This is a genomic window from Candidatus Methanodesulfokora washburnensis (assembly GCF_003947435.1).
GTDB lineage: Archaea > Korarchaeota > Korarchaeia > Korarchaeales > Korarchaeaceae > Methanodesulfokora > Methanodesulfokora washburnensis.
Genome location: NZ_RCOS01000053.1, coordinates 1 through 12,378 on the forward strand (window position 1 = coordinate 1; position 12,378 = coordinate 12,378).

The 12,378-nt window shown below is 46.1% G+C and carries 16 protein-coding genes; 1 reads left to right on the plus strand and 15 read right to left on the minus strand.

Annotated features, from left to right (window positions below; all coding sequences use genetic code 11):
• The first annotated feature begins 83 nt into the window (after positions 1–83).
• On the plus strand, positions 84–314 hold the full coding sequence (locus D6D85_RS03345; RefSeq protein ID WP_125670662.1) for a hypothetical protein: 231 nt from the start codon (positions 84–86) through the stop codon (positions 312–314).
• Between the two features lie 153 nt (positions 315–467).
• Here the strand turns inward: D6D85_RS03345 and D6D85_RS03350 are convergent, their stop codons facing one another.
• The 15 genes from D6D85_RS03350 to D6D85_RS03420 form a co-directional block, all read right to left on the minus strand.
• On the minus strand, positions 468–1,106 hold the full coding sequence (locus tag D6D85_RS03350; protein WP_125670663.1) for a hypothetical protein: 639 nt from the start codon (positions 1,104–1,106) through the stop codon (positions 468–470).
• 129 nt (positions 1,107–1,235) lie between these two features.
• On the minus strand, positions 1,236–2,531 hold the full coding sequence (locus tag D6D85_RS03355; protein WP_125670664.1) for a DUF58 domain-containing protein: 1,296 nt from the start codon (positions 2,529–2,531) through the stop codon (positions 1,236–1,238).
• Positions 2,528–3,457, minus strand: coding sequence for an AAA family ATPase (locus D6D85_RS03360; RefSeq protein ID WP_125670665.1), 930 nt, complete (start codon positions 3,455–3,457; stop codon positions 2,528–2,530). Before D6D85_RS03360 ends, D6D85_RS03355 begins: the two co-directional genes overlap by 4 nt.
• Before the next feature lie 10 nt (positions 3,458–3,467).
• On the minus strand, positions 3,468–4,331 hold the full coding sequence (locus D6D85_RS03365; protein ID WP_125670666.1) for a DUF4350 domain-containing protein: 864 nt from the start codon (positions 4,329–4,331) through the stop codon (positions 3,468–3,470).
• Between the two features lie 9 nt (positions 4,332–4,340).
• Entirely contained in the window at positions 4,341–6,173 is a 1,833-nt protein-coding gene (locus D6D85_RS03370) for a hypothetical protein (RefSeq protein ID WP_125670667.1), read from the minus strand.
• On the minus strand, positions 6,170–6,415 hold the full coding sequence (locus D6D85_RS03375) for a hypothetical protein (protein WP_125670668.1): 246 nt from the start codon (positions 6,413–6,415) through the stop codon (positions 6,170–6,172). Before D6D85_RS03375 ends, D6D85_RS03370 begins: the two co-directional genes overlap by 4 nt.
• Positions 6,390–7,076 carry a hypothetical protein gene (locus D6D85_RS03380; RefSeq protein WP_125670669.1) on the minus strand — a complete coding sequence of 229 codons (687 nt, stop codon included), beginning with the start codon at positions 7,074–7,076 and terminating at the stop codon, positions 6,390–6,392. The genes D6D85_RS03375 and D6D85_RS03380 overlap by 26 nt, the downstream gene beginning before the upstream one ends.
• Positions 7,073–7,588, minus strand: a complete 516-nt coding sequence (locus D6D85_RS03385) for a DUF1616 domain-containing protein (protein ID WP_125670670.1) — start codon at positions 7,586–7,588, stop codon at positions 7,073–7,075. Before D6D85_RS03385 ends, D6D85_RS03380 begins: the two co-directional genes overlap by 4 nt.
• Positions 7,581–8,063, minus strand: coding sequence for a DUF1616 domain-containing protein (locus D6D85_RS03390; RefSeq protein WP_125670671.1), 483 nt, complete (start codon positions 8,061–8,063; stop codon positions 7,581–7,583). The genes D6D85_RS03385 and D6D85_RS03390 overlap by 8 nt, the downstream gene beginning before the upstream one ends.
• Positions 8,060–8,461, minus strand: a complete 402-nt coding sequence (locus D6D85_RS03395) for a hypothetical protein (protein WP_125670672.1) — start codon at positions 8,459–8,461, stop codon at positions 8,060–8,062. The genes D6D85_RS03390 and D6D85_RS03395 overlap by 4 nt, the downstream gene beginning before the upstream one ends.
• A gap of 46 nt (positions 8,462–8,507) precedes the next feature.
• Positions 8,508–9,383, minus strand: coding sequence for a glycosyltransferase family 2 protein (locus D6D85_RS03400; protein ID WP_125670673.1), 876 nt, complete (start codon positions 9,381–9,383; stop codon positions 8,508–8,510).
• A 39-nt stretch (positions 9,384–9,422) separates the two neighbouring features.
• The gene (locus D6D85_RS03405) at positions 9,423–10,082 is read right to left on the minus strand and encodes an ABC transporter ATP-binding protein (RefSeq protein WP_161969663.1); all 660 of its coding nucleotides are present in this window, start codon (positions 10,080–10,082) and stop codon (positions 9,423–9,425) included.
• Between the two features lie 4 nt (positions 10,083–10,086).
• Positions 10,087–10,641, minus strand: coding sequence for a hypothetical protein (locus D6D85_RS03410; RefSeq protein ID WP_125670675.1), 555 nt, complete (start codon positions 10,639–10,641; stop codon positions 10,087–10,089).
• On the minus strand, positions 10,622–11,656 hold the full coding sequence (locus D6D85_RS03415; RefSeq protein WP_125670676.1) for a hypothetical protein: 1,035 nt from the start codon (positions 11,654–11,656) through the stop codon (positions 10,622–10,624). The genes D6D85_RS03410 and D6D85_RS03415 overlap by 20 nt, the downstream gene beginning before the upstream one ends.
• Positions 11,653–12,378 (minus strand): FtsX-like permease family protein (locus D6D85_RS03420; RefSeq protein WP_125670677.1); only part of this gene is annotated, 726 nt, incomplete at its 5' end. The genes D6D85_RS03415 and D6D85_RS03420, both read right to left, overlap by 4 nt.

The following is a 12,378-nucleotide window of genomic DNA, read 5'->3' on the forward strand; positions in this document are numbered from 1 at the left end:
GATTTCCTGGCCATCTCCACATATCTCTTAGATTCAGGATCGCTTGTGCTGTTCCCAAGCAGGTTGCATGCTGAGCTCTTCAGGTGAAGAAAGCACTCATCAACCTCGTCCTTTGTCCTGTTGAAAATGCTTGGATCGCCTGTCCTGTTCAGGAGAATAACGTCATTTTCCGCTGCAGCGCAGATTTCTGCAGATATCCCCCTGCTTTTCAGAAGATCCCAAGCTTCTTTTACTTTTTTGAATTTGAGGAGAAGGCCATCAAGATCCTTTCTGTCCAGAACCTTTATTACGAACCTGTTATCGGAGCAGGCTGAGGAACAGATCCTTACAGTGACATTGTGTTCTCCTTTTTCATCAGCGAAGCAGGACAGTGCTTATTCCTTTTTTTCTATTTCCGCTTTATTAACAGTTTTTCCATCCACTCAAGAATTAAAGAAGCTTTTGAGGTTGAGTTCACCGATACAGTATTATCGCTCTCTTTTCCTCCTCCTCAGCAGGGCCATGGCAGCTACTAAAACAGCTATTACGATCAACCAGATGATCGGGTACCACCTGATCCCTATGTTCGGGAGCGGAAGCCTTGAGACTTCTCCCATGACGTCCATTGTTTCTCCGGGCTTGAGTGATTGAGTTTTGCCCTCCAAGTAGACAATGTTCATCCCATTTGGAGGTATCACCTTCAGATTAGCCTCCTCTACCCAGTATGAGAATGGCCCTATCTTCGCTTGGAACTCATTGAAGAGTATGCCCTTGCTCAGAAAATCCGACAGAGTGATATTAACTCTCACATTTATGTCCTCATCCGGCTTTATGACTTCCCAAACTGAATACCTGACAGTGCTTCCGTTCACAAGGACCTCGGTCTCCCTGCCATTGACAAAGGCTGAGGCCTTAGATATCCTGCCATTGCTGAACTCTAGATAACCATATCCTGGCACAGCTGGAACTCGTGCTGTGTTCTCTATTTCATAGCTCAAGCTTATTATGGCTGATCCATTATCGTTCAAGGTTATTATAATGTCAACTCTCTTGTAAATCAAGGGATCCTGAGCTGATATGGGAAGAACTGAGAGGAAAATAAGGAAGATAATGAGAAGCGCTCTCATTCCCTTCTCCTCACCAGCACTTCAATCGAAATTATTTAAAGTTATTGACAATAAATAGCTTAACCTTGATCCTCAAAGAGTTGGAAATGTGAGTTTGAAAGGACAGATCGGGACTTCTACATTAGTAGATTATCTCTGGATCCTGACAAGCATAACTTCCCTTTCCGGAGCTTCAGGGTTGAAGGATACCTTGAAATACCGCTTCATGGCCTCAAGCATGTGATAATGGGTGATCTTGAGAACCCTCTCCTCAGCTGGTGATGCAGCATCAACCCAAGGCTTTGGATGCGCAACTATCAGGGTTCTGAGGCCTTTTCTTGAGAGCTCGCTCATCAAGTCGATCAGCAACAGATGATTTGATACTAAAGAGCCAGAGTACACAATTAACTCCGGCAGCCCTGCGAGGAAGGAGCGGATATCCCTTATCCTCTCCCTGAAGTATTCCTCAAGCTTTACAGCTCCAATCTCCTTTAGGATGAGAGCTATGTTTGAGGATGACCTAGGAGATATGAACTCGAGGCTCTCATAGCTCATGTTTAGAAGCTTGAGGGAAGCTGCAACTGAGAGCCTTAGCATCTTATCCCCCTCAAGCCTGCCAGCTGATATGAGCTTCCCCCTTGAGATGAACATTAGATTTGTTGAGAAACCTGATTTAAAGCATGCAATTGCCGTTGATAGCATAGCAGATGCCGTGAAATCGGCTGTTTTGGGACCTGGATTGTCAAGGTTGACTAGAAGCAGTATCTCTCCACCAGAAGCTGCGTACTTTCTTATCATTATCTTCAGCATCCTAGAGGTAGCAGGCCAGTCCACCCTCCTTATCCTCTCCCCTGGGATGTACTCCCTCGTTCCAACGTACTCCAATCCCTCTGGACGGACTAACCTTCCGAACTCCTCACCAGCACCTCTTCCTGATTCTCCTATCTCGCCTCCTTCCTCAGCTATTATCGATACAGCTCTCAGGATTGATCCTAGAGATCTGGGCATGCATAAGACTTCCACCTCCTTATTCCACCTTATTCTGCTGAAAAGGAGGCCAAGGGGCGAGAATATGATGAATTCAGGGGTAAATAAATGTCTTCCAAAGAGCTTTGGGCTTAAAATTAGGAGCACTCCTTCTCTTTCAATCTTTATGTTGGCCCACTCTGCCTCAACTGGCAATAGATATCTAGGAAGAGAGCCTGTCCTGATGAACACCTCTTTTCTGGAACCAGCAGGCATGGAGAGGCTCAGTTTTTCCATATTTCTCCTTAAAATCGATAAAATCCTCCCTTTTCTGATGAAAAGAAGGAGGATTTCCGCTGCTATGATCAGGAACAGGGCCAGAGATACTGCTGCAAGAACTACATCCCTGAGGGCAAGTGCAATAAGGGCCTGAACTGCTGCAGCAACTGAGATCAAAGATCCTCTCTCTGAGAACTTCAAGTCTTCGGCACCTCTACCTGTTCGAGGGCTCTTCTGACCAGATCATCGGGGGTTACACCATCGTAAACGTATTCAGGTCTTATGGAAATCCTGTGCCTGATGACGTAGGGAGCTACCTCCTTCACATCATCAGGAGTCACATAATCCCTCCCCTTCAGGTATGCAAGGGCTCTTGCACCCTGGAGCATCCATATAGGTGCTCTAGTGCTCGGCTTTACATCAACTTCCTCACATCCTCTCACAGCTAGAACAAGGGAGACTATGTAGTTTCTTATCCTCTCAGACACATAGATGTCCCTAACCTCAGCTATCATCTCGGAAAGTTCATCTGCTGTTAATACAACGCTGGGCCTTGGCTCCATTAAGCTATTTATCCTTCTTAGGACCTCCTTCTCAACCTCAGGATCGAATCCCTCTATGCTCATGCTGAAGGAGAACCTGTCGATCTCCCCAAGTGGAAGATCGAAGCTCCCCTCTCCTGCGTATGGGATTCTGGTGGCCACAACTAGGAATGGCCTGGGAAGCTGGATGCTTTTCCCCTCTATTGATACTTGCCTCTCCTGCATTGCCTCGAGAAGGGCAGCCTGAGCCCTTGGTGAAGCTCTGTTTATCTCGTCCACAAGGACTATGTTTGCATGAATTGGGCCTAGCTTTAGCTTCCAAGTCCCGCTCTGGATGTCATAGTAGCTTGTTCCGATGAGATCACCGGGAAGGAGATCAGGAGTCATCTGAATTCTGCTGAATGATGCCCCTATACTTGATGCAAAGACCTTTGCCAGAAGGGTTTTGCCAGTTCCAGCTGGCCCCTCTATGAGGAGATGGCCCTCTGACAGAAGGGATATAAGGAGCAACTTGAGGAGCTCATCGTATCCGACAAAGTACTCCTTTATCTGTTTGAGAAGTGCATCGGTTTTCAATGAAAGCATATCATCCCCGTTATCGATGACCCCTCATCTTTTTAAGATTTCTGATGAGGAGAAGGGCGACAATCCAGGGGATTGTGAGGGCTGTTGAGTATTTCACCTCTGGGCTCTGAAGAAAGTATAGGGTTTCCTGAAGCGAGTTTCTTGCCATGGATGCCTTTGACATGTTGAAGTGAGAGCAGTCAACAAGAGGAGTTTTCCCTGACAGGAGAAAATCTGTAAAATCCCGATTTGACTCCCTCGACTCCATTGAATTTATCAGGATGCTGGAGTCGGATATGACTAAAAGTTCCCCAGGTCCATAGGGAACCAGTACTGCAACAGGAAATGGACCAGTAGGCTCATTCTCATCATGTTTTCCATTCTGGTTGATATCCAAGTAGCTGAAAAAGCTGGATTGAGCTATAACCCTGAACTTTGATGAGTTCAAAGTTGTCGCATAGTTCAGGGCAATTCTTCTCTTTCCCCAGTACGCGATGGGCAGATAGGGAGACCCGATGTTTATGAGAGGATCGGAGAGAAGATATCCTGTCAGATTTAATGGAACCTTTAAGCCGGTTAGAAGCTCATTTCCAGTTCCGAAATCATCGGCAAGGACAACCCTGCCTCCTCTCAGCAGAAATATTCTTAAACTCTGTATATCTCTGGAGGTAAAGCTTGTGGATGGCCCTATGATCAATATCACGTTCTTGGATGGATCCACGGTATCTGCAGCAGCAAGATTCAAGCAGGAGGCATTCTTCTCATCGAAGAACTTCTCAAGCCCGTTCCAGTACGGGTTGAGGGGGCTGAAGTCATCCCTTATCGGATACACTAATGTGACAGCGATGAGGGTCAGGGCAATTAGGAGAAGCAGGAGCAGGATATAGGATCTCATTCAATCCCCCTAAATTGAGGGGAGCTTAAGGCCAAGCTTCAGCTCAAGCTGGGTCCTTATCGATCTTGCCATGGATGGATCAACCTCAGCGCTGGAGTAAAGCCTCATCTCAGCGAGGTAAGAAAGCCTCTGGAACAGCTCAGAGGAATCCCCGAGCTTTGAGGCAACAATTTTTGCATACTCTGATATCGTGTGATGGGGCATCAGCTGGATTCCCGTTGCCTTCTCCACTAGCATCACCGCCCTTATATACTCCTTCACCACAGGATCATCAGATTTGAGGGATTCCGAGTAGCTTGGCTTTTTCTCCTCCTCAACAGCTTTTGGAACCTCCGGAACCTCTTCTATCTTCGGCTTTACCTTTAATTTAGGCCTCCTATAATGTCTGTATGCCAGAAGTGCCGCAATTGGTATGAGAAGCGCCACGAGCACCATAATTGGATTTATTGCAACAATATAGGTAGATACACTATCCTGCCTAAATTCAGTCCCGTTCGGAATTACCAGAACTCTTGCCTCAAGCGATCCTGATGGAAAGAGAGGTGGGAGAGAAAAGCTCAGGTTTGTGCATGTCGAGTTCGACAGAGTTTCCATACTGAGGGATGAAATAGACAGCTTTGCAGCATATGGGCCTATGGATCGGTTGCCCTCACCTATTACACAGATCTTGGCCTTATATGGGATAAGGGCCAGCATATATGAGGGAATATTGACATCTATCTTTATCCCGATCTTCCTCACGTAAAAGCTTGCCTCCTCTCTCCCCGGCCCGACAACTCCGCTCGGTTCCGACAGCACAAGGATCTTGTAGGGGCCCTCTGAGATATTATCAGGAACTCTCAACCCGATTGCAGTGTAATAGCTCAGCACTCTTTTTATCAGCATATCGAATACGTAGATTGATGCGTTGAGGTTCACTATGCTGGAGGAGATGTTTACGCTAAGATTTCCTCCTGGAGTTACATTTCCCGGCTCAACTGATATATTTATGTATGGAGTAATATATTTTAATTTTAAGGTAACATTGTTCGATACAGATGATCTGTACCTGAGAGAATCACTTCCATTCGGGATGAAGATCGCATATATGAGGATGGATGGCACGTATTTGTAGGGAACTGTCAGGTTGAACGAAAAGCTGCCGTTTATATCTGTGAGAGATGAGCCTACTTCCCTCCCATCAGCCACTATAATGACTTTTCTGTCTGCAAGCCCTGTTCCATTGGCCCTTAATGAGCCGAAAAGCTGAACAGAATCCCCGACCCATGCCTCTGTTCTCAAGCTGGACAGGTTGAGCTCCGTCTTTGTCAGGTTTAGACGCACTGTTTCATTCAGATCAGATGCCCCAGCTGAGCAGTTTCCAATCATCTTGGCAATTGCCGTTAGGACTAGACCAGCTCTTGCCCCCACTCTCCTCTCAACCTCCCTAGCTGCATCCTCAAGGCCTATGTAAGTGAGGTTTGCCTCTGCCAATGATCTGTAGATGTCATTCAGCATGGCTGCTGATCCGTTCAAATCCCCTCTTAAGGCAAGATCCCTGGCCAACTTTAGATTTGAGTATACAGCTCTTAAAAGCTCGTTCTCGCTGTAAGCAAGCTCATGAAACCTGGAGAGAATGTACCTGATGTCAGGAGGAGCTGTTATATTTAGCAGATGATTCAGTATGTCAGAGGAGCCTGTAAGGTTCCCGCTCATGATATAAGATGAGATCAGCTGGTAGAAAGAGCTGAGAAACTGGGGATCTATTGATGGGCTTGTTACCTCCTCAGGATTCACATGCCTCGGCTGAGCTAGAGTGGGCAGAACTGTCAGGATGAGGAGAAATGCCAAGATTTTTCTCATATCCCTAGCACCTCCGCTATCCTCATGGCGACAAATATAAAGAATATGAACAGGAGGATCGGGAGCATTATCTCCCTTCCTTTTCTCTTTGGCCTGAAAAGGGCATAAAGCACCGAATACTCAAGGGTGAGCATGGAGAAGTAGACATCAAATCTCCTCTCCCCTAAAGCTGAGAGAAAAACCACGGTAAAAGTGTAAAGGCTTGGAAGCAGGATGTTAAACAGAAGATCCTTTCTCAGCATCTATCATCACCAGAGAGGCTATAATATCACCTTTTTCCTCCTTAACATCCTCGAGGGAATAGTTAGCCCTAGAGGAGGCTGCCACAATGGAGCAAGCAAGGTGAGCAGCTAGAGGCCCGAGCACCTGGGAAAACCTAGCAGAAACTTGAGATGCTCTACTATTTCTAATTTTCAATATTATTTTTTCATCATTCCTGCTTACCATAACTGAATCGCAAAGGCCGAGGCTATCCACAAGCACAGAGTAAAGAGAGGCCTCTATATCGGGACTTAGATCCTCGGAGGAGATAGGAGACTGAATAAAAAGATAATATCCTCCTCTCTCCCCAACTATCAGCGAATTCTGGATTTTACTGGGAACTTTTCTTGGGGATCCGCTCAGAGGAACAAGAATGGATCCGTTGGAGAGGTAAACAGCTCTTGATGAGGCCCCGAACTCCTCCAGAACCCTGGAGATATTGTCCGCATATGCCTTAAGGAGGAGATCAAATGCCTCTCTGTAAGGGGATTTTGAAACAGTGCTGAGCAGGGATATCCCTGTTACAAAAGCTCCTGCACCAAGGGCAGTCAGGGGAATGTCTCCCAGAACCTCATAGGAGTATATTGAGAGGGAAAGGCCCCAGAATACGAGGAAAATGCCGAGAATATCCCCTCTCCTCATTTTTTCACCTGCCTAGGAAGGCTTGCAATCTCATACTTCCTGTAAGCCCCGACAAAAGAGAGAAGAATGCTTAAAGCTGAGAGGGAAAAAAGAACAGGGTAAAGCCTTATTCCAAAGGGTGTATAGTTTAGCAGAAGACCTACAAGGGGTACTAGGGCAAGGGAAAGCCCTATGCTCAGTGCAACTCTTTCCAAGGGGCTCAAGCTTCTCTCCTCTGGATACAGAGCTTCTATTAACGTGTATCCGGGGATAAATAGAACGAAGAAAGAGCCAAGGATGTATCTCAGGGGAAGGAGAAGACCCTTTTCTACAAGAAAAACGACAGCTATTGTCAGAAAAACAATGGATATCGTTGTCCAGAGCCAGCTGCTGTAATCTGGCCTGAGAAGATACTCAAAGAATGTCTCCGGAGGGGAGGGATCCTCTATGTGAAGATCTCCATTTGCCCACTTCTTGTACAGCTCCAAGGTTTTAAGCTTCTTTTCTCTAACTAGATCCTCAAGCTTATCCATAGGGACCCCTCGTCAGGTTGACATAGAGATGGCACCACCTTCCAGTGTAAACCCATCTGGATGAGTTGAACTCCCAGAGCTCGAACACAATCGCTATGTTCTTCCCCTCCCCGCTTAGATTAAGCTCAACTGGTATTGTGATGTTGCCTCCATCATTTAAAACGATGGTGTAGTTCCAGATAGGCGCTGAGCTGAGAGGGGTTGTGTTGCTAGGTATGTTTCCTCTCGATCCCAGCTTCACCAAGACCATAAATGCAGTTGCTTTTCCCTCGTGGTTGTCTATGAAGACATTCAGCTTTAAGGGACTTCCTGATACCACAGTTCTCGGGTAATCCCCTATCTTCCCCATCTCGTTAAGAACCCCTATTGCTGAAAATGGCTCCGTCTTTCTTGGGATTGTCATCGCTATTGCAATCGCACAGGACACAATAACTATGGCCATCAGGACGGCAAAGACCTCATCATCGACTATCATCTTATCCTCCTCACAACCCACTTCCTCCTAGCTCTATACCACAGATATGCGTATATTCTGGGGAATATGTAGTAGAATGCAGGCGGAACAATGGCAATTGCCGATATCCTTAGGAAAAGCCAGAAATTTCTCCAGAACTTATAGTTTGGCAGCTCTTTTTGAAGGGAAGTAAGCTCGCTCAAGGCTGTGTTGACGAGGTTATCTGCCTCCTCCATTTTTCCCTGCCTGTACAGGGAAAGGGCTGAATTAAGAAGATCTACCTGCCTTGAGACATTCATCCCCTCGCTGCTCAGGAGCTCTATAAGGGAAAAAGCCTTTTCAAGCCCATTGGGCTGGGCTTTTAAGTTTGCAAGGGGAATGAAAAGCATGAGAAGCAAAAGAATAATCCTGAAGGACATCGTAGCACCTCTCATAGAGGTCTTTAATAACTTTTCCTCATCGATGTTAGGATCTCCTGATAAACTTCATTATCCTGTACTCAAGCCTCTTCAGGTATAATGCAAGAACAGCCAAGAGCAGGGAGATGTAGCCAACTCCCGAGAGGCTTATGCCAGCGAGAGCCCATACATGATGATTTATTCCTCGAAATATTAGTTCAAATGCAACATATCCTATTATAATAGCTCCAGGTATGAGGGCTGCTGAACTAGCTAGGAACATGAAGAAGAGCGGGTTGTACTCAAGCATGAGCCTTATTGAGCTCAGAACTATGGATATCCCATGCATCTTTTTCAGCTTCGGTTTTCCTATCCTATTCCTGTAGTTTATCTCAACCTCCCCTATTTTCCCTCCTGTTGATGCAATGTGGGCAGCTATCTCCACCTCAGCACTAAATCCCCTGCTCCTGAACTCTATCTCCCTTGCTATCTCCGTCTTGAGAAGGTACATTCCGGAGCAGACATCCCTCAGGCCTGTCCCAAAGAGGACATTGAATACCTTTGTTATGAGCCAGTTTCCAAATATGTGGCTCTTCTTCATGTTATCCCTTTTTCTAACCCCTATTACCTCATCAAATTCTGTGTTCAGGAACTTCTCTATATCATCAGGATCGTATGTATAATCCCCATCCATCACAAGCAGATATGGAGTTTTGACAAACTTAATTCCGGTTCTCAGGGCATCAGCCTTCCCCTTTCCCTCCTGAAAAATCAGTTTTATCCCCTTGCTCCTCACTATCTCAACAGTTCCATCTGTTGAGCGTCCATCCACAACAAGTATGTTGTAATCCCTGCTCTTCAGCTCATCTATAAGCTGTCCTATTGCCCCAGCCTCGTTTAAAGTAGGAATAAGGACCGTTAGATCCTCCTTTCCGATGCTCATCTTCCTTAACACGAATAGGGGAAATTTATAAATTTATCTTTATAAAAATTCCGTCAAACGGCCATCCTTCAGGACGAAATCCCTGTTTGTGGGAAGCTTCTCATAAAGATCTGTCGTCGTCATCACTATTGCAACCCTTTTTTCTCTGTTTATCCTCCTGAAGAGATCCATAAGAAGCTCGGAGTTCTCATCATCGAGGCTTGATGTCGGCTCATCTGCAAGTATTATCCTAGGATTGTTCGCAAGAGCCCTCATAACTGCAACTCTCTGCCTCTCCCCTCCGCTCAAAGTATCGGGAAATCTTTCAGCCAGATTTATCAGGTCAAAGTACCTCAGAAGCTCTGTTACCCTGTTTCTCCTCTCTTCCTTCCTTATCCCAGCAAGGGCCAAAGGAAGCTCTATGTTCTCCCTGACTGTTAGGGATGGGATCAAGTTGAAGAACTGGAAGACAAATCCTATGTTGTGAAGCCTCAGCTTTGACCTCTCATCATCATTAAGCCTGCTTGCTGGAATTCCAAAAAGCTTTATCTCTCCTTCATCAGGGGGATCAAGAAGGCCCATTATCCTCAGCATTGTGGTCTTTCCTGCACCCGATTTCCCCCTTATCGATGCGAAATCCCCCTCCTCTATCCTCAGATTTACGCCTTTGAGGACCTCAACTGAGCCATAGCCTTTCCTCACGTTAAGGAGCTCTATCAAGAGATCACCCGTATATCTCAACCTGCCCGTTTGAGTAAATCAGGCTGAAATCGAGCAGCTTTTTCGGGTCAAAGTCCATGATATAGCCTCCGTAAAGGACATACCCGTTTCTCAGCATCTCCCCATATAGAAAGAAGAGCTCAGGTTTGCCCCTCAGGTACTTAAATACATCTGTCCTCATGTTAAGGTAATCCGAGAGGAGATAAGATGCTTTTACATCGCATGAGACGGTCAAATTCGACGAAGAAAGCCACGAGGCTGCCAGATATTCCTGCTGATTGTAGAGCCAGAAGTACCCCATGTAGCGCTCCCTAAGGCTCACAGCTGCGTATATGCTGTAAAGGTTTAGTGCGATTATCAGGATTGCTAAAATTTTAATTACTTTCTTTATATCTCGTGATCCCATGGCTGAGATGGCTGCCAGAGGGGGCCAGACAAAGTTCAGGATCCTGTATGCCAAGGCAATTGGAGGGTTGCTGAAGACTGAATATGCCTCAAGGCCCAGTGTTGCCGAGAGCCAGAAGATAACCTCTTTTCCCTTAAGCCCAATGAAAGCCAAGGGGGATATTAGCACGAATGGAAGCAATTGGAGGGTTGCTGAAGACTGAATATGCCTCAAGGCCCAGTGTTGCCGAGAGCCAGAAGATAACCTCTTTTCCCTTAAGCCCAATGAAAGCCAAGGGGGATATTAGCACGAATGGAAGTGCGTAGATGAGATAATGAGCCGGAAGCTTAGGGGCTCCTGGAACAACATTGCCTTTTATCCACATCAGAGCTATTAAGAAAGTGAATATAGGGGCAACTACCGATGGAACTGTTCTTTCCCGCTCTGAAAGGTAAAGGGCTACAAAGAAGAAGATAACTTGGTAAGAGGCAACCGAGAGAAGATCGCTTGGTGCCACCGATATCTTCATCCCGTTTTTTGCATAAAGCTGGAAGTAAAGGAGTGTTATCGCAACTAAAGCTAGGAGAAAAGCTATCCTTGATCTTTCCATCGATCCCTTTTTGATTACGTAATCAGCTATGGTTATGCTCGCAAGAACTGTTATTGTAACAGCAGTTGCAAGGTGATGGGCCATTACCAAAGCTAATGATGATATTAAAAAGCCGATAAAACAGTTTTCAAGGAAAAACAGGATTAAAAGCATGTAGATGGGGTTTGCATATGTCTCCTTTGTCACTCCTGCTGTGAAAAATGCATATGGATAAGCTGTTGCCAGAAAAGCTGATGAGAGGCATGCTACACTGTAGCTCTTGCTGATTCTCTTCACCAAAACATAGAAGATCAGAACTGTCATTGATCCGGAGAAGGGGATGAATATCCTCATCGCATCTATAGGCTTCATCCCCGTGATAATAGAAATGGAGGCACCGAAAATGCTGTTTGCTGGCCAGTAGCAGTTGTAGTTATCCAGGATTCCGCTGTCCAGTCTAATAGGTGTGTGCTTGAGGATGAGCTCCGTGTTCCTTATGGGGCTCCAAGCATCTGTTGAGAAGGGGAGACCGCTCAGAAGGGTTGGATAAAGCCTTACTGCAATTGAGAGAGCTGTAACCAATAGAAGAAGCTTCTTCAATTTATATCACCTCTGAGGGATGCAAGCATGAGGAGAAGGACGAAGAGAAAGTTGAGCAGGAATATAAGGGGGTCAACGGAAATCGGAGGGCTGTGGGATAGAACCTGAAGGAATCCAGCTCTTTGAATCAAGTTGAGGGTAAGAACTGCGAGAAGAAGCCCAGTTAATGAGGCTGCAGCTGCCCAGGGCAGAAGCTTCACAAGTATATCTGCCTTCAAAATCCTCTTTGATGCCCCAACAGATCTTATAACCTCTATCTCATCTCTGTGCTGTGCCACCACAGTCCTGAATGCGACAGCTATGCTTATGCTTGATAGAAGGAGAACTGTGGATGAGAGAACAAGAAGCGATTCCCTTGTCAGGCCGTATCTCTCCATGTAGCTCCTCATGAGATCGTATGCCTCCTTTGCACCTATCTCCCCAGCTTTAAGGGGCAGGGATGACGGAACAGAAGGGCTCAAGCCCTTTTCTTCCTTCTCTTCAGATGGTTTGATTCCAAGCTCCTCCAGTATTTTTGATCGATTCACCTCCCCCTTTATCCTTATCAGAGTGACATAGCTGTAATCAGTCCCCCTTAGCCACTGTCCCACGTGCAATGGGGCTATAATTTCATCGTCCATTGGGGAGCTGGAGGAGAAGATTCCTTTGACATCAAGCTCAACATACCTGTCTGCCAGAACCCCCAGAACAAGAAGCTTATCCCCCGTCCTTATGTGAAGCCT